We start from the raw sequence: 16,152 nt of genomic DNA on the forward strand, positions 1-16,152 counted from the left end.
AAGGTGAAAATGAGGAAATTACCTAGCTTATTTCCCTAGTAATGAAACATTTTAAGATTACTTTCGTATAAACAATGAACCAATTATTTAACTGTGATATGATGGTAAAGAATACCCTTACATAATTTAACTGTAACGTACAAAAAAATCTTTCGCTTTTACGAGGGAAGGGATTATGAATGAATTTACCATACAACCAAATGAATGTCCGACCTGTATCCCTTTCATTTGAAAATTGGCTTGATATGCTGAAGACGCCCCTGTCAGAGCGGCCAGAATTTTCAATAGAGCAGGGAAGTATTCAGATTGGGCAAGTACTGGCGAAATTCCTTGGAATTCCGATTGACAGTGATGAGTACTATAATCAGCTTTTTGATTATGTGTCTTCCTCTGAAACACACTTACATTTATTAAGTGAGGAATCACTAAATAGAAACATTGATAATCAACATTTTCAATCGATTCAAAAGGTACTGAATATCAGTCAAGAACAGAAGCTTTCAATCAATCGGTTCACTGCTTTTCTTGATGGGGAGCGGCTGCTGTATAAGTCAAATATCCCAGCCATTCATCGAAAAATTAGGGAAGCGATGATCAGTACGCTCGAACTTTTCACCCAGCGTGAAAAGGATGGGTTAAAAAATCATGAACTAAGAAGAGTTCTAGTTGACGTAATTAAATGGTCGATGAACCACTTAAATCCATTATTAGATACCGTTGACCTGCAAAAGGAAATGCCCAAATTCTTATGGTACGGCGATTTGAAAAGAAGCCAGCCTTATTTTTTATATTATTTAGTGAAGCTCGGCTGCGATTTAATTATCTTTGATCCAGAAGGTAAGGATGTTTTAGCTGGATTTCTAGATGAGGAAATTTTTACGCATCATTACCAAAATAAACAACAAGCCGAACCATTTCCAAAAGAAAGAAGAAATCGCCAAACCACTGTTGCCTATCGTGCCTCAAGAGAGATCGAGACCATTCTCAACCAAGAGGGCTCTGGTTTATATAAACCGTGGCAATTAAGGGAGTATACGCCATCTTCCATTACCTTAAAAACAACCTATGATGAATTATTTATCCTCGGAAAAGAAATCGCAATGGTACGGCCAGGTTTTGAAGCAGAGAACGGACAAGTCAAAATTCCATCTCTGTTTGCGAAAATTCAGGGCGTGAGTAAAAACCGTAAAGAGTATTGGGAGCGAATTCAGAATCTCACAGAATTCGAACATAGCCTGTTAATTCGCCAATTGCCGTTTACATGGTCAAGCTCTAACGATTTTCGTTTTCACTACCGAAACGCTCTTGACAGGGACGGATTGTTAAATCCAGAAATGATGATGCAGGCACATTATTGGCCGTATTCATTCTTACCAACTGGATTACAAAAGGGGATCGCGAATGCGATTCGACGAATTTGTGAAAAGCCGGGTTTAAAGTCATTACCAGGGGAAAGCATGGAAGAGGTAAGCATTTATTTATTTAGTCAGGCGATGTTTACACCAAAAGAAATCATCCAGTTAATGGAGAAATTTGATTATTCACAGCATGTTCCGAAGTTAATTATTTATAACAATGAATGCCGCGGTAGGCTTTCAAGATCAGACGCTGCCCTTATCCTGCTTTTAAACCAATTTGGTATTGATATTATCGTATATAATCCGCCAGGCCATAATGATATTGAAAATTTCCTTTATGATAGTCTATTTGATACACACTGGCTTGAGGATGTTGTCTTTGAATTAGAATACAAAGAACCTTTCAAACTGAAAAAAAAGTTCTTCCAAGGAATTATAAAAAATTTAAGGGGAGATTAAATAGTGAATCTACCACAAAATCAATCTGCTAACTTAATGACCGAGGAAACACTAAGTGAAGCAAAGATTTCAGACATTAAGCTTGCCCTCAGGAAGGAAACAGAAGTTCAAAATCTGGCAAGATCTATTGATGAACGTGACCAGATAAAAATTTTAGAGTTTGGGAAAGAGCCAGCTGTGCAAATCTCCCGTTTCTCTGATCAAATCTTAGGTAATATGCGTACTACGAAGGTTGAAGATTCTGGCGAGCTATTGAAGCAGCTTACGAAAATTATGGATAAGTTCGATCCAAAGGACTTTCAAAAAACTTCTCCCGGATTTTTCGGAAAGCTCTTTAAAAAAGGCGAAAAGATGATTGAAAAAGTATTTGGAAAATATCAAACGATGGGCTCTGAAATTGATAAGGTATATGTGGAAATATCCAAGTATCAGCATGAAATGGTTGATTCCACAAAAATGCTCGAACAAATGTATGAGCAGAATTATCAATATTACATGACGCTGGAAAAATACGTGGTCGCTGGTGAAATGAAGGTAGAAGAACTAAAAAATAATCAATTGCCACAACTGGAAGCACGTGTTGCGTCAGGTGATCAGATAGCTTCTATGCAATTGGATACTTTGAAAAATGCGATTGAAGCTTTAGAACAGCGAATTTATGATCTTGAAATGGCAAAGATGGTCGCGTTGCAGACAGCACCACAAATCCGCTTGCTGCAAAGAGGTAATACAAAGCTGATTGGAAAAATTAATTCCGCTTTTGTAACAACCATTCCAATCTTTAAGAATGGACTCATTCAGGCAGTTGCTGCAAAAAGACAGAAGCTTGTCGCTGATTCGATGAGTGAACTCGATCGCCGTACCAATGAAATGCTTCTGAAGAATGCGCAAAACATTTCGAAACAGAGCACTGATATTGCAAGACTCGCAGGCGGTCCAAGTATTAAAATCGAGACCATCGAAGAATCCTGGAACATTATCATTAAAGGTATGCAGGAAACACGAGCCATCGAAGAAGAAAACCAACGCCTGCGTGTAGAAGGAACAAAGCGTCTAGAACAGCTCCAGGATAACTTTAAAAAATTGAAACAACAATACTAATTGATTGTTAACTATAAAAATAAATTTATGAGGTGAAAGTTATGGCTATTAGCTTACAAAAAGGTCAAAGAGTTGATTTAACAAAAGGAAATCCAGGTCTATCTAAAATCATGGTAGGTTTGGGCTGGGACCCAGTTCAAAGCGGTAAAAGCGGAGGCGGCGGTCTCTTCGGCGGATTGTTTGGCGGCGGAGGAGCTGGCGGCGGTGCCAATGTAGATTGTGACGCATCTGTTATTTTGCTTGGTGCCAACGATAAAATTCAAAACAACAATGACGTAATCTACTTTGGTAATTTGAAAAGCAAAGACGGCAGCGTACAGCACTCTGGAGACAACTTAACAGGTGATGGCGACGGTGACGACGAGCAAGTAATGGTAGAACTAAGCCGTGTTCCAGCAAGCGTTCAAAAGCTTGTTTTTGTAGTTAACATTTATGATTGTGTAAAAAGAAAACAGCACTTCGGCATGATTCGCAATGCATTTATCCGTGTAGTAAATCCATCCAATGGTCAAGAAATGATTCGTTATAACTTATCAGATGATTACAGCGGCAAAACATCATTAGTAGTAGGCGAAATCTACCGCCACAACACAGAGTGGAAATTCGGTGCTGTTGGAACTGGTACCAATGCTGCAAGCTTAAGTGAAGTAGTGCGCTCATACAGTTAATTCTACAGGAACAAGCTATGCTTGTTCCTTCTAAAATTTTAGTCTAAAGAGGTGATCTAGTTGGGCATCAATTTATCTAAAGGACAAAGAATTGATCTTACAAAAACAAATCCAGGGCTGACAAGGGCTATTATTGGTCTTGGCTGGGATACGAACCGCTACCACGGCGGACACGACTTTGACCTAGACGCTTCCGCGTTTCTAACAGACGCAAATGGGCGGGTAACGCAGGATTTGGATTTTATCTTCTATAATAATTTAGCTCATGCGTCAGGAGGAGTGGAGCACACAGGAGATAACCGCACTGGTGAGGGTGACGGGGACGACGAGCAAATAAGAATTGATTTCAGCAAAGTACCTTCTCACGTACACCGGATTGCGATTGCCGTAACGATACACGATGCAGACTCGCGGAACCAAAACTTTGGACAGGTTTCCAATGCTTTCGCCCGGTTGTTTGATGAAGAAACAAATCGTGAAATTCTCCGTTTTGACCTAGGCGAGGACTTTTCCGTAGAAACAGCTGTCGTTATTTGTGAGCTTTATCGTCACAACGGCGAATGGAAATTCAACGCCATCGGAAGTGGATTTTCAGGCGGATTAGCCGCACTTTGCCGGAATTATGGACTTCAAGTATAGAGTTTTTTTGAAAAGCTGCCTTATTTGAGCGGCTTTTCTTTGCGTTTATCAGCGTTAATCGCAATATATCAGCGATGCCCTGACTTCCACCAATTAATTACCAATTATTCAGCACAATCTACCATGTTATAATTCTAGTAAGTACTAATTTACTAGGAGGATTATAATATGCGTAAATGGGTTGTTTCCTCCATCGTAGCTGTAATGTTTTTGTCGATGATCACTACCTCTAAAGCCTCATTTGACAGCATTAAGCTTGGCGATTATCCAAGAAACTCTGAACTCTATCAATATATAAAAACCGAATCCTCCCTTCAACAACTAAACAAAATGATTCTATTACCAAATAGCGTTTTTGATGAAAAAGAAGCAGCTGGAATTATTACTAGAATGGCTAATTTACCTGAATCTCTTTTAGAAAAAATCAACGAACAAGACATCACCCTTAAGCTGTTTACTGGAAAATTAACCGACAACCAAACAGCACGCTACTTAGCTGGGCAGATTCCACGTGGGTATAATTCACAATCTACATGGGATGAAGTACCTGGAATTGGCGGCTCGCAGGTGGTTTTGGTGAAAATAGGGCACAGTGAACAAGGGAAAGGGCACGGCTCTGTGAATTTAGAGTTACATGAAATCGCGCATTCGATTGATAATCTAGTCTTCCAAAATGTTAGTGAAAATAAAGAATTTCAATTGATTTGGGAAGAAGAGAGAGGTATTTTATTTCCAGGAAACTCGTATTTCATCTTGCATGCAGAGGAATACTTTGCTGAAACCTTTGCCATGTACTACCTAAACGAAGAAACAAACTTACAATTGGAAAAACTAGCTCCTCAGACGTATGACTTTATTCAGACTCTGCAATAAACAGTTCATTATGGTAAAATGAAAAACATGAATGTTTTACAGAGGGAGTGTCAGTTTTGAAGCAATATTTAGATTTATGCGAGCATGTTTTAAAAAATGGTCATGAAAAAGGAGATCGTACTGGAACAGGGACGATAAGTACCTTTGGCTATCAAATGAGATTTAATTTACAAGAAGGATTTCCTTTATTAACCACTAAAAAGCTTCATTTAAAATCGATCATTTATGAGTTGCTATGGTTTTTAAATGGAGATACCAATGTCCGTTATTTACAGGAAAATGGTGTACGTATATGGAATGAATGGGCTGATGAAAACGGCGAACTAGGGCCAGTATATGGACACCAATGGCGTTCATGGACAGGTGCTGATGGGACGACGGTGGACCAAATTAGTGAGTTAATTCATCAAATTAAGACCAATCCAAACTCAAGAAGACTGATTGTGAATGCATGGAATGTAGCAGAAATTGATAAAATGGCGTTGGCACCGTGTCATTGCATGTTCCAATTTTACGTGGTCGATGGGAAATTATCTTGTCAGTTGTACCAACGTTCAGCAGATGTATTTCTTGGTGTGCCGTTCAATATAGCCTCTTACGCTTTACTGACGATGATGATTGCTCAGGTTTGCGATTTGGAGCCGGGTGAATTTATTCACTCATTCGGTGATGTTCATATCTATCAAAATCATATCGAGCAAGTGAAAATGCAAATGGAACGGGATCTGCGTTCATTGCCAAAAATGAAAATAAATCCCAATGTAAAGGATATTTTCTCCTTTGCCTTTGAAGATTTCACTTTGGAAGGTTATGACCCACATCCACACATTAAAGGAGCGGTCTCAGTATGATTTCTTTTATTGTGGCTATGGATGAAAACAGAGTTATCGGCAAAGATAATGAATTGCCTTGGCATTTGCCGGAGGATTTAAAATTCTTCAAACGAACAACAATGGGGCACCCGATTGCGATGGGAAGAAAAACGCATGAATCCATCGGTCGGGTTCTTCCTGGAAGAGAAAATATCGTGATTACCCGTCAACTAGATTATAAGAGCAACAATGTGACGATTTTCTATTCGATGGATGAATTTGTGGAATATTGCCGAAATCAGGATGATGAAATCTTTGTAATTGGCGGTGCTGAAATTTTTAAAGAAACTTTTGCTTTCGCAGACCGTCTTTACATAACACATATATACGAAGAGTTTGAGGGAGACACCTACTTCCCAGAGTTCAATGAACGTGAATGGGAGCTTGTCTCCTGTGAAAAAGGAATAAAGGATGAGAAAAACCCTTATAAGTACGAATATAGGATTTATGATCGTATTATAAAAGGCAGCCATTAATTTTGCTGTCTTTTTTATGGAAGTTCGTCAAATCTTTATGGCTAACCGTGAAGCTATAAACATCGCATCATAAAGAAAGAAGCATCGGCTATTGATGCTTCTTTCTTTTTAAAAATAGGAACCATTTAATTCATAATCAGCCAATTTATCAAGCATTCCTCTAAATTCATCTGGATGGCAGAAGTCTTCCTCATGGAAATGTGCTTTCACCCATTCAATTAATTCATTAGGGCTATTAAAGTATTCACCGCTGCTGTCGCTTTTGCGAATCATATACCTGCCGTTCTCTTCATCGATGGTTACTTCAACTGGCAGGGCTCCATCAAAACTACTGAGTGAAAATTCCATCTTCATCACATCCATTCCTTTAAGTTTCCAATAGTATATGTTTCTCTTGATGAAATTATAAGTGTAAACTGACCAATTGTCAAAATATTTATACAATTCAAAAACCTAATTTACGTTGACTTCAGGGGTGGTTCTTGGTAAATTGTTAAGAGTAAATAGTAGAGAAATAAATGCAAAAAATCACATCTGGGAAATATTTCTTAGATAATGTGAAATTAATATGAATTATTGCGTATATTTTACTCAAAAGTGTTTATCAATACTATAATCGTAGTAGAAAGATCATTAACTAAAGGGGATGTAAATCAATGTTCTCAAATATTGGAATACCAGGATTAATCCTTATTTTAACTCTAGCCCTCATTATTTTTGGACCTAAGAAGCTGCCTGAAATTGGTCGTGCCTTCGGACAAACATTGAAGGAATTCAAGAAGTCAACTCGTGAATTAACCGATGATGTGATGAAGGACATCGATGAAGAAAAACAAAAATTGACTAAATAAGGTGTAAGATTCTTTCTTGCACCTTTTTTTCTTCAATTGACTTTTAAACTATAAAAATGGTGTAAATAACGTTTACTATATTTTCAACCTTTGAAATTGGCAGGGGAAATACATGGAAGATAAAGAATTACAATTAGTTGATCATTTAGATGAGTTGCGTAAACGGATTATTATTTCGGCCGTTGCGTTTGTTGTTTTTTTCATTGTTGGATTCATTTATGTGACAGATATCTACGATTGGATCGTTCGAGATCTTGATGTTAAATTGATTGTACTCGGACCAAGTGATATTATCTGGGTTTATTTTATGATTGCGACTGTTATTGCGATTGCGGGTACTATCCCTGTGCTGGCCAGCCAATTATGGATGTTTGTAAAGCCCGCACTTAAACCTATTGAAAAAAGAATTACCTTATCATATATTCCTGCACTGTTTATATTATTTATCGTTGGTCTGTCCTTTGGTTACTTCATCATTTTCCCAATGGTACTCGAGTTTTTAGTCAATATGGGTGCAGACATGTTTGTAACCAATTTTACAGCCGAAAAATATTTCCGCTTTCTAATGAATATGACCCTTCCGTTTGGTGTATTGTTCGAACTTCCAGCGGTCGTTATGTTCTTAACAGCATTAGGTATTATTAATCCATTTGTGTTAGCGAAAATCCGTAAATATGCATACTTTGTGTTAATTTTAATTGCAATTGTTATTACTCCTCCGGATTTCATGTCCGATTTTGTAGTGACACTGCCATTACTGCTGTTATATGAAATCTCGATAAACTTATCGAAGTTTGTTTACAAAAAACGAATGAAAAAGATGCAGGAAGAGGAAGAAGAATTTGCAAATTTATAATTAACAGAGATACAAGGCCTTCAGAGATTTATTTCTCTGGAGGTCTTTTTTTGGGGATAACATTATTCTGAATGGGGCATTTTTTTATAATTTTTTGTGTTCACTCATCCATTCCTGGAATTTTATGTACTTCCGATACTCATGAAAATCTTCCTTCTTTAAGCCTTCTTCAATTGCCTGCTGTATTAACACCTTCCATTCCTCACCTAGCTCGTTATCCTCAACTATTTGTACTCTTTATCTTGTAAAAGAAAATCAATACTTGTTTCTAAAGTTTTAGACACTTTAACGAGAAATTGAAGAGACGGATTGGTCTGTAAACCTCTCTCAAGCTGGCTTAAGTAAGATTTCGAAACATCAGCTAATCTTCCTAATTCCGTGATGGAAAACCCTTTTTGCTACCTCAACCGTTTAATCTTATTCCTGATCATATTACCTTCATCTCCCTAAAATAAAGAATCCGCTAACAATAAACATTATATAGAACCGATTATTCTTTATAAAATACAAAATAATAAGAAAACAAGAGAAATAAGGAGTAAAAGGAACAATGGTGTTCTTTATTAAGAAAATACGGTCTATTTTGAGGTTTTTCATGTTCGTTATTTTGTTTTATACTCAACTCATAGGTTCGTTATAAGGAACAAAACCCTAATCGTTCATCATTATAAGAAGCAAAATCATAAAAAAGACATTTTACCTGAACGGTCATAAGGGAGGGAGAAAAATTAGAAACAGTAGATTGAGGAAATTTAGAAAGAAACATAAAAATCTTTTGGTTATTTGGAATGTTGGACTTATATGGTATTTATTAATGTTTACGGCTACAAATTTTTCATCTTTATCTACAAACGCGATATTTATTGATCAGGTAAAAAATGAATCAAGCTTTCAGGCAAAAACTTGGTGGGATAAAAGTTCATTAACATTTATTAATAAATATGGCGGAACTTGTACTGAAATCTTTACCTACATAAAGAACGTCGGTGATGGAGATATGGCCCTTACCTCAAAATATTACGTGTATTATAGTCCGACTGGTAACCCAGTAAACCCTGATGGGATTAATGGAGAATTAGTATTTTCACAAGGTGTAATTCCAAAAATGAAATCCAATGGTGATCCTTTAAAACTCACTTATGCACCGCAAAAGCCTGGATTTTTTAAATTCGTCGCTTTCCAGCATCCTGACAAACCTGGCGAAAATGGAAACAACTTAACTATAGAAGGAAAGCCAGTGACATTTAGTGAGTTAATTAAAGTAGAAAAGTGTTCTAAGCCTTAATAAATGTTCTAGATACCCTTAGGTTTACTAAAAAAAATTAGGTAGGTAATGCGGATGAAAACTTTTAAAAAGTGGGCAAATAGAATTTCATCAATAATAATTTACGGATTGCTAATTTGCATGATATTTCTAGTCATTTCTTCAAAAATGGCAGGAGGAACTCCTAAGGTTTTTGGTCATGAAATTATGACAGTTCTTTCAGGATCCATGGAACCAGGAATAAAGACCGGTTCAATAATCGCAATTAAACCAGTTAATGATCCTACAAATTTCAAAAAAGGTGATGTCATCACTTTTAAAGCAAGTGATGATCCAAATAAATTGATTACACATAGAATCATTGATGTCCAAAAAGTAGATTCAACAGTTCAGTATATTACAAAAGGAGACAACAATGACGCTAAAGATCCATCACCCGTAGGTCCTGGAAGTATAGTTGGTGAGTACAATGGTTTCACAATTCCGTTAGTTGGAAAATTAATGTCTTTTATTCAATCAAAAACAGGTGCTATCTATCTACTAATTGTCCCTGGTGTCCTAATGGTACTTTGGTCCGTGTTTAGTATTTGGAGAGCAATTACACAAATGGAATCAAAAAAGGAAACCCCAGTTGGTTGAATCTCCTAAAAGGAGTTCACATAAAAAATAATTAGCCCGTACATAACAGGGTAGGAGAAAGAGGAGGAAATTATAATGAGTTTAAAGAAAAAAATGGGAGCAGCACTACTAACCACAGCTATGGGAGCAGCATTAATCGGTGGAGGAACATTTGCATTATTCACAGATGCGGCAACAAATAAGAATAACACTTTTTCTGCAGGTACATTAGATATTAATGTGAGCCAGACTGATATTGCCTGGACAAATGAAGATGGAAGCATAAATGTTCCATTCAATAATCTTGCGCCTGGGGATAAAGGAGAACTACAATTTGATGTAACAAACAATGGAACACTCGAACTACGTTATGATGTGTCTGGAGGATATTCTGATGATGCAGACGCTACCACACCATCATTTATTCAAAATAAAACAGGTGAAGATTTAGTAATTACGGTGTCTCGTTCTATTGATGGACAAAATTGGACTATAGTAACTCCAGCTAATGAAGATGATGTTGTTATGGCTCCAAATGCAGTGATTAAGTACAAAGTTAATTATTCATTCCCTGAAGCTGCTGGAAATACTTATCAAAAAGCGGCAGGACAATATCAACTTACTTTCAATGCTGAACAAACTCGTAACAACTAATATTTAAAAATACACTAAAAAACAAATAAGGGTGGCGATTGCCACCCTTATTTATTAAAGAGGATGTGAAAAAATGACCATAAAGAAAAGGTTGGCACTTCTATCAGTAACAGGACTGGTTGGAATGGGGTTAACAATAGGTGGAGCAACCTACGCGCTTTTTACAGATTCTGCACAAAGTAAAAATAATACTATCACTTCTGGATCAATAGATATTTCCGAAAAGCGTGATAGAGGTGACAGTGTACCGGGTCCAATGTTTTATTCTTCAATCTCAGACACAAATACAACAGATCCAGGTAAATATGCATATGATGTTGATAAAGCAAATAACCTATACCCATATGGTGGAGAAGCAAAGGGTGGATGGGCACCTGGTGATAGTGTCCAAAGAACAATGATAGTTGAGAGCGAAGGATCATTAGAGGCAAGATTAAAAAGCATTAGTGCTACTGTAAAAGGTTCATATGATATTATGAATGGTCCGACTGTATTGAGAACTATTACTGGTGTCACTAGCAGCTCTTTAGGAGACGACCTTGTTGCTTATAATATGTTTATAGCAAAGATGAATGTAACAATAACTGCACCCGGAAATATTCCACTATATAATGGACCACTGAGCACATTATTAACGGGATATAATTTACCTTCCACATTATTGTATCCGCTTGGGCGAAATGGCAGTGAAACAGCACTAGATTTCCTAGTAACTTTAGATAAATCTGCTACAAATGAAATAATGGGTAAAAATATTATTTTCGACTTTACAATTAACGCAGAACAGGTAAGAAATAATTAATTATATATTGCTGGCCGCGGATAAATTTATCCGCGGTTTAGGTATTGCGAGGGACTCTTATGAGAAACTACAAGTTATTATTTACCGGTTTATTTCTAATATCTTTTATTATCCTCTTATTATCATTAACGCAGGTTAGAGGTACCAAAGCAGATGAAACAGTGTACAAGGTTGATATTTCCACAACCCCTGCAGAAGGGTTTTTAATAGCTGAAAATATGGCTCCCGGCGATAAGAAAACTTCTATATTAAACGTAGCTAATAATGGTAATCTTGATTTCAACTACTCTGTCAGTTCACGACAGGAATCTGGAGATGTAGATTTATATAATAGGATATTACTTAAGGTTTCAGATGGTGATGGATCGCTATATGAGGGAACCTTACAGGGGTTTCTTAATTTTCCATTAGGTACGATTGCGATTGGAGGTAATGAATCTTTAATGTTTACAGCAGAACTACCTATAGAAACAGGAAACGAAATTCAGGGGAAAACTACTACTGTCGCTTTTGATTTTACGGCAATTGGTCATGAGGAACAGATTCCTATTGGTGATCAATGCTATGAACCGCCATTTGTTAATAGTAATTTTACTCTTCATCAAAAATCAACCGTACCGATTAAGTTCCATTTAAGAGATGAATATGGGGATTTAGAGTATGAGCTTTTGCAAAACGTTCGACTAGAGGTTACTGGTCCATTTCCTAATGGGGGCAATCAAACATATATTTTTACTCCAAAAAATGGAACGTTAGATTTTCAAAAGGTAAAACCACCACATTATCATGCACGCTTTTCTACTTTTGATTACCCAGTAGTGACAGATCAATGGTATACCGCAACAGTATATGTTGATAACAAAGAGTATTGTACTAAGTCATTTCAAGTGTTACAGCAAGGCAATCGATCAAATTCACCATAGCATGTAAGAAATGGAGTTGGCGTGAATGTACAAAAAAAGTGGATTTGCCTTTATTGGAGGAATGCAGCGATTATAATTAAAGAATAACGCAAAAACCTTCGAGCACCGGGCAATCGGTGTTCTTTTATTTTTCTCAATTATTTTTATGAAAATAGGGGAATTTATATATTAAAGAATAATGAACAGGTATAATACTATGGAGTAATCCTAGGGATGTGAGTAAATGAGCAAAATTAAGATTGTAACAGATTCCACTATAGATATGACAATGGAACAAGCGGATGAGCTTGGTGTTGTTGTTGTTCCATTATCTGTAACCATAAATGGAGAAACCTATTTAGACCGTGTAGAAATTCAGCCTGCTGAATTTATGGAAACGATGAAGAGTCTAGAAGAATTACCAAAAAGCTCCCAGCCGTCTGTAGGAACATTCCTTGAAGTGTACGACAGACTTGGGGAAGAGGGCTATGAAGTAATATCCATACATATGACAGGTAAAATGAGCGGAACCGTTCGTTCTGCTGAAAGTGCTGCCAAAATGACAAAAACGAAAGTAACAGTGGTTGACTCGGAGTTTATATCGATTGCCCTACAGTTTCAGGTTCGGGAAGCCGCACAAATGGCGAAACAGGGTAAAAGTCTAGAGGAAATCCTTAACCGACTCGATTCTGTCCGTCAGAACAGCAGTCTCTATATTATGATAGATACATTAGAGAATATGGTCAAAGGTGGTAGGATTGGGAAAGGAAAGGCCTTCATTGGTTCATTACTTAATATCAAGCCGATTGCTTCATTAGAAGGTGCGGAGTATAATCCGGTAGCAAAAGTCCGCAGTCATTCTCAAGTGGTTAAGTGGATGGCCAAACAATTTGCGGAAGATGTTAAAGGAAAAACCATTAAAGGGGTGGGCATTGTTCATGCTGAGGCCCACGGGTTAGCTTCAAAAGTTAAAGAATCCATCATTGAATTAACAGGATATCAGGATATATCTGTTGATTATACCGGCCCAACCATAAGTACCCATACCGGTCCAGGTGCGATTGCATTAATGTACTATACGGAAGACTAACCGAGGATGGTGCCCGCTAGGTACCATCCTTATTTTTATAAAAACTGAATTTCAGAGCCCTGTACAGTATATCCTAGCCGCTGCAAATGTTTTCGAATTCCACTTCGTTCCCATGTCCTAAGAATCAAGACTTCGAGCATCTTTTTCGGATAGAAGATTCCGATGTCGGTGAGTTCTTCGAAGTTCATTCCCTCTCGAACATACTTTTCAATTACTTCGTCACGTTGATCGATCAATCCAATAAATTTGCTCATCTCTTCTATAAATTCCTGTCTTCTGAAAACACCTTTTTGATGTCCTGTGATATAGGTGTCGGCGTCAAGTTCAAGCAGCCGTGCACTGGAGGCAATAAATTCGTCAATATCCCCATCCGTTCCAAAGTACCAAGGTCCAAACGATGTCATATCAAAATCACCGACATAAACGACACCTAATTCCGGAAAGTAGGGAGTGGTATATCCTTTTGTGTGTCCGGGTGTATGGAGAAAGTTTACCTTTACACCGCTAAAGTTATATTCTTCTTCATATTGATAGGTTCCAGATATCTCTCCGAGGTTCTGCACCCATTCCTTCGGCAGGTGCTTTCTCAATGCTTCTACGCCCTCGGGGCCCCATTCCTGGTAAACTCCGTTCCCTCTTGCAATTCCTTCGATAGATTGAATGGTCTCAAATTCGAGTGGATTTATCCATTTTTCTGCATCTCGTAACAAATGGTTATGCAGGGTATGATCTGGATGGTAATGGGTATTAACAACCAATTCAACACCATATTGGTCATCAAGTGCTCGTAGTTCAGCTGGAACGGCTCCCGTATCAATGAGGACCTTATCTTTACAATTAATATATAAACTTCTTGAGTAGGGAACCTTACTATTATTAGCTCCTTCAATAATCATAATGGGACCAATTCGTCTCATCCTTAACACCTCTACTTTACTACACTCTTTTTTCTAAATTTTCTGTTTTGTTGAATGAATACTCATTCATAATACCATATGTTCCCCATTCTATAAACCTTCTTTTTATCCATTTAGGGGATGAGTAAGGAACAGGATGGTGTCTAAGCACCACCCTTACTTTTTGGGTAAAAATAGCTTTTTTGGTAATGCTAAAAAAAATTGAATTAAAAAGGTGTTGCCTATGTTCAAATGGTTGTCAGGGAAAAAAGCGGAAGAAACACCAAAAGCGCATAGTTTAGAGTTGGAAGAATTAAAAGAACAGCTTAAAACTGAGTTGAATGTGGGTTCTGACCTTGTCTTTAGGACAATGAAAAGGGACGGAGAGAAACTTATTTTCTGCCTGATGAACACATTAATAGATTCGACAAGACTCGATGATATCGTAATCAGATCTATCTTAAACAATAAGGATATGGAATGGACTTGTGAATCAATAGCAAAAGTGTTACCTATGGTTTCTATCACTGCTGCTAATCAATTAGGTGAAGTGGTTGAGGGAATTAATGAAGGAAAAGTTTATATTTATGCTGAGGGGCAGCCTTATGGAATCCTAGCAGATGTCAGAAAAACCCTTGAACGAGGACTTGCACAAGCTGAAACGGAATCACTTGTTTATGGTCCGAAGATTTCTTTTACGGAATCACTTCAAGGTAACATAAATATTCTGAGGAACAACATAAAGGATGAAGATTTATGTACAGAAGATATAACGGTCGGAAAAAGGTCAAAAACCAAAGCGAAGCTTGTCTATATTAGGGGTATTGCTGATGAAGAAATTATAAATACTTTTAAACAAAGGGTTCAGGATCTTACCTTGGATTATGTCCCGGGCACAACTGTACTTGGCCAATATATTGAAAGCAACAGCTGGACTGTTTTCCCGCAGTTAATGACAACAGAACTCCCTGATCGTATTTCGATTGCATTATATAGAGGAAAAGTGGCGGTATTATTGGACAGAAGTCCTGATGCTCTCTATGGTCCCACATCCTTTTTCGCCTTTTTCGAATCCACAGAAGATGTTTATATGCGTTGGAATATGGGGTTATTTTTACGACTGCTGCGGCTAGTGGCTACTTTTTTGTCTGTATTACTAACGCCAGCTTATGTGGCCGTTTTAACGTATCACTATGAAGTCATTCCTTCCCCATTGCTGCTGTCGTTGGGGGAATCAAGGGCGAGAGTTCCCTTTCCACCCGTCATGGAAGCACTATTACTCGAATTTGTTATTGAATTATTAAGGGAGGCAGGGGCGAGGCTGCCGACAAAAGTGGGTCAGACCATGGGTATTGTAGGAGGTATCGTAATTGGGCAAGCAGCAGTTGAGGCAGGATTTACTAGCAATATCTTGATCATAATCATTGCATTAAGCGCTCTTGGTTCATTTACGACACCAAGTTATTTAATGGGTACTGCGATTCGAATCATTCGGTTCCCAATCATTTTGATGGCAGGATTATGGGGAGGGATTGGCATTATGGCAGCTTTTTGCTTTTTCATTATCCATCTCCTCAAATTGGAGACCATTGGCGGACCCTATCTTACACCTATATATCCTGTTAGATTAAAGGATTTTGGATATAGTTTTTTCAAGCTTCCACCGCAATATCTTTCATTCCGCCCCTTAACAAATCGAACAGACGACCAGGAGCGCTTTCCTAAAAAGAAGGCGAAACAAAAAAAGGATGTAGATGAATAGGAGCGAACAAA

19 protein-coding genes are annotated in these 16,152 nt (G+C 37.6%); 16 read left to right on the top strand and 3 right to left on the bottom strand.

Translation table 11 applies throughout. The annotated features are described in order from the left end of the window. Positions 1-179 precede the first annotated feature (179 nt). The 7 genes from QFZ28_RS11600 (at position 180) to QFZ28_RS11630 (ending at position 6,446) form a co-directional block, all read left to right on the top strand. Positions 180-1,817 (top strand): YceG family protein, encoded by a 1,638-nt coding sequence (locus QFZ28_RS11600; protein WP_307194775.1) that lies wholly within the window; start codon positions 180-182, stop codon positions 1,815-1,817. Positions 1,818-1,853: 36 nt separating this feature from the next. Beyond that, the gene (locus QFZ28_RS11605; protein WP_307197004.1) at positions 1,854-2,918 is read left to right on the top strand and encodes a toxic anion resistance protein; all 1,065 of its coding nucleotides are present in this window, start codon (positions 1,854-1,856) and stop codon (positions 2,916-2,918) included. A gap of 41 nt (positions 2,919-2,959) precedes the next feature. Then, a complete protein-coding gene (locus tag QFZ28_RS11610; protein WP_307194776.1) occupies positions 2,960-3,586 on the top strand; it encodes a TerD family protein in 627 nt (208 codons plus the stop codon). A gap of 60 nt (positions 3,587-3,646) precedes the next feature. Beyond that, complete coding sequence (locus QFZ28_RS11615) at positions 3,647-4,225, top strand: TerD family protein (RefSeq protein WP_307194777.1); 579 nt, start codon at positions 3,647-3,649, stop codon at positions 4,223-4,225. Positions 4,226-4,393: 168 nt separating this feature from the next. After that, complete coding sequence (locus QFZ28_RS11620) at positions 4,394-5,098, top strand: anthrax toxin lethal factor-related metalloendopeptidase (protein ID WP_307194778.1); 705 nt, start codon at positions 4,394-4,396, stop codon at positions 5,096-5,098. A gap of 56 nt (positions 5,099-5,154) precedes the next feature. Further along, positions 5,155-5,949, top strand: coding sequence for a thymidylate synthase (locus tag QFZ28_RS11625; protein WP_307194779.1), 795 nt, complete (start codon positions 5,155-5,157; stop codon positions 5,947-5,949). Continuing rightward, positions 5,946-6,446 carry a dihydrofolate reductase gene (locus tag QFZ28_RS11630; protein ID WP_307194780.1) on the top strand — a complete coding sequence of 167 codons (501 nt, stop codon included), beginning with the start codon at positions 5,946-5,948 and terminating at the stop codon, positions 6,444-6,446. Before QFZ28_RS11625 ends, QFZ28_RS11630 begins: the two co-directional genes overlap by 4 nt. Before the next feature lie 108 nt (positions 6,447-6,554). Here the strand turns inward: QFZ28_RS11630 and QFZ28_RS11635 are convergent, their stop codons facing one another. Further along, a complete protein-coding gene (locus QFZ28_RS11635; RefSeq protein ID WP_283861197.1) occupies positions 6,555-6,794 on the bottom strand; it encodes a hypothetical protein in 240 nt (79 codons plus the stop codon). Between the two features lie 308 nt (positions 6,795-7,102). Between QFZ28_RS11635 and QFZ28_RS11640 the strand changes: the two genes are divergently transcribed. Beyond that, positions 7,103-7,297, top strand: a complete 195-nt coding sequence (locus QFZ28_RS11640; protein ID WP_045524138.1) for a twin-arginine translocase TatA/TatE family subunit — start codon at positions 7,103-7,105, stop codon at positions 7,295-7,297. Between the two features lie 112 nt (positions 7,298-7,409). After that, positions 7,410-8,153: a twin-arginine translocase subunit TatC gene (gene tatC / locus QFZ28_RS11645; protein ID WP_307194781.1), complete on the top strand. Its 744-nt coding sequence runs from the start codon at positions 7,410-7,412 to the stop codon at positions 8,151-8,153. Between the two features lie 224 nt (positions 8,154-8,377). Here the strand turns inward: tatC and QFZ28_RS11650 are convergent, their stop codons facing one another. Beyond that, positions 8,378-8,536 (bottom strand): helix-turn-helix domain-containing protein, encoded by a 159-nt coding sequence (locus tag QFZ28_RS11650; protein WP_307197005.1) that lies wholly within the window; start codon positions 8,534-8,536, stop codon positions 8,378-8,380. 359 nt (positions 8,537-8,895) lie between these two features. Between QFZ28_RS11650 and tapA the strand changes: the two genes are divergently transcribed. The 6 genes from tapA (at position 8,896) to QFZ28_RS11680 (ending at position 13,483) form a co-directional block, all read left to right on the top strand. After that, complete coding sequence (gene tapA / locus QFZ28_RS11655) at positions 8,896-9,438, top strand: amyloid fiber anchoring/assembly protein TapA (protein WP_307194782.1); 543 nt, start codon at positions 8,896-8,898, stop codon at positions 9,436-9,438. A gap of 54 nt (positions 9,439-9,492) precedes the next feature. Next, positions 9,493-10,056 carry a signal peptidase I SipW gene (gene sipW / locus QFZ28_RS11660; RefSeq protein ID WP_307194783.1) on the top strand — a complete coding sequence of 188 codons (564 nt, stop codon included), beginning with the start codon at positions 9,493-9,495 and terminating at the stop codon, positions 10,054-10,056. Positions 10,057-10,131: 75 nt separating this feature from the next. Continuing rightward, a complete protein-coding gene (locus QFZ28_RS11665; protein WP_307194784.1) occupies positions 10,132-10,689 on the top strand; it encodes a TasA family protein in 558 nt (185 codons plus the stop codon). 73 nt (positions 10,690-10,762) lie between these two features. Next, positions 10,763-11,491, top strand: coding sequence for a TasA family protein (locus tag QFZ28_RS11670; protein ID WP_307194785.1), 729 nt, complete (start codon positions 10,763-10,765; stop codon positions 11,489-11,491). Between the two features lie 59 nt (positions 11,492-11,550). Next, on the top strand, positions 11,551-12,414 hold the full coding sequence (locus tag QFZ28_RS11675; protein ID WP_307194786.1) for a hypothetical protein: 864 nt from the start codon (positions 11,551-11,553) through the stop codon (positions 12,412-12,414). Positions 12,415-12,637: 223 nt separating this feature from the next. Further along, positions 12,638-13,483, top strand: a complete 846-nt coding sequence (locus tag QFZ28_RS11680) for a DegV family protein (RefSeq protein WP_307194787.1) — start codon at positions 12,638-12,640, stop codon at positions 13,481-13,483. A 35-nt stretch (positions 13,484-13,518) separates the two neighbouring features. On the opposite strand, the gene QFZ28_RS11685 is transcribed toward QFZ28_RS11680, so the two are convergent. Beyond that, complete coding sequence (locus QFZ28_RS11685; RefSeq protein ID WP_307194788.1) at positions 13,519-14,400, bottom strand: MBL fold metallo-hydrolase; 882 nt, start codon at positions 14,398-14,400, stop codon at positions 13,519-13,521. Between the two features lie 223 nt (positions 14,401-14,623). Here QFZ28_RS11685 and QFZ28_RS11690 point away from each other — a divergent pair, with 223 nt between their 5' ends. Then, positions 14,624-16,141, top strand: coding sequence for a spore germination protein (locus tag QFZ28_RS11690; protein WP_307194789.1), 1,518 nt, complete (start codon positions 14,624-14,626; stop codon positions 16,139-16,141). Positions 16,142-16,152 lie beyond the last annotated feature (11 nt).

It is taken from the genome of Neobacillus niacini (genome assembly GCF_030817695.1).
Lineage (GTDB): Bacteria > Bacillota > Bacilli > Bacillales > Cytobacillaceae > Neobacillus > Neobacillus niacini_F.

Excerpts from the sequence above, each read along its gene's own strand:
- QFZ28_RS11670 (WP_307194785.1), top strand. The coding sequence starts at position 10,763 with ATGACCATAAAGAAAAGGTTGGCACTTCTATCAGTAACAGGACTGGTT.
- QFZ28_RS11685 (WP_307194788.1), bottom strand. The coding sequence starts at position 14,400 with ATGAGACGAATTGGTCCCATTATGATTATTGAAGGAGCTAATAATAGT.
- QFZ28_RS11690 (WP_307194789.1), top strand. The coding sequence starts at position 14,624 with ATGTTCAAATGGTTGTCAGGGAAAAAAGCGGAAGAAACACCAAAAGCG.
- QFZ28_RS11675 (WP_307194786.1), top strand. The coding sequence starts at position 11,551 with ATGAGAAACTACAAGTTATTATTTACCGGTTTATTTCTAATATCTTTT.
- sipW (WP_307194783.1), top strand. The coding sequence starts at position 9,493 with ATGAAAACTTTTAAAAAGTGGGCAAATAGAATTTCATCAATAATAATT.
- QFZ28_RS11620 (WP_307194778.1), top strand. The coding sequence starts at position 4,394 with ATGCGTAAATGGGTTGTTTCCTCCATCGTAGCTGTAATGTTTTTGTCG.
- QFZ28_RS11680 (WP_307194787.1), top strand. The coding sequence starts at position 12,638 with ATGAGCAAAATTAAGATTGTAACAGATTCCACTATAGATATGACAATG.
- QFZ28_RS11665 (WP_307194784.1), top strand. The coding sequence starts at position 10,132 with ATGAGTTTAAAGAAAAAAATGGGAGCAGCACTACTAACCACAGCTATG.
- QFZ28_RS11610 (WP_307194776.1), top strand. The coding sequence starts at position 2,960 with ATGGCTATTAGCTTACAAAAAGGTCAAAGAGTTGATTTAACAAAAGGA.
- QFZ28_RS11600 (WP_307194775.1), top strand. The coding sequence starts at position 180 with ATGAATTTACCATACAACCAAATGAATGTCCGACCTGTATCCCTTTCA.
- QFZ28_RS11635 (WP_283861197.1), bottom strand. The coding sequence starts at position 6,794 with ATGGAATTTTCACTCAGTAGTTTTGATGGAGCCCTGCCAGTTGAAGTA.
- QFZ28_RS11605 (WP_307197004.1), top strand. The coding sequence starts at position 1,854 with ATGACCGAGGAAACACTAAGTGAAGCAAAGATTTCAGACATTAAGCTT.
- QFZ28_RS11630 (WP_307194780.1), top strand. The coding sequence starts at position 5,946 with ATGATTTCTTTTATTGTGGCTATGGATGAAAACAGAGTTATCGGCAAA.
- QFZ28_RS11640 (WP_045524138.1), top strand. The coding sequence starts at position 7,103 with ATGTTCTCAAATATTGGAATACCAGGATTAATCCTTATTTTAACTCTA.
- tatC (WP_307194781.1), top strand. The coding sequence starts at position 7,410 with ATGGAAGATAAAGAATTACAATTAGTTGATCATTTAGATGAGTTGCGT.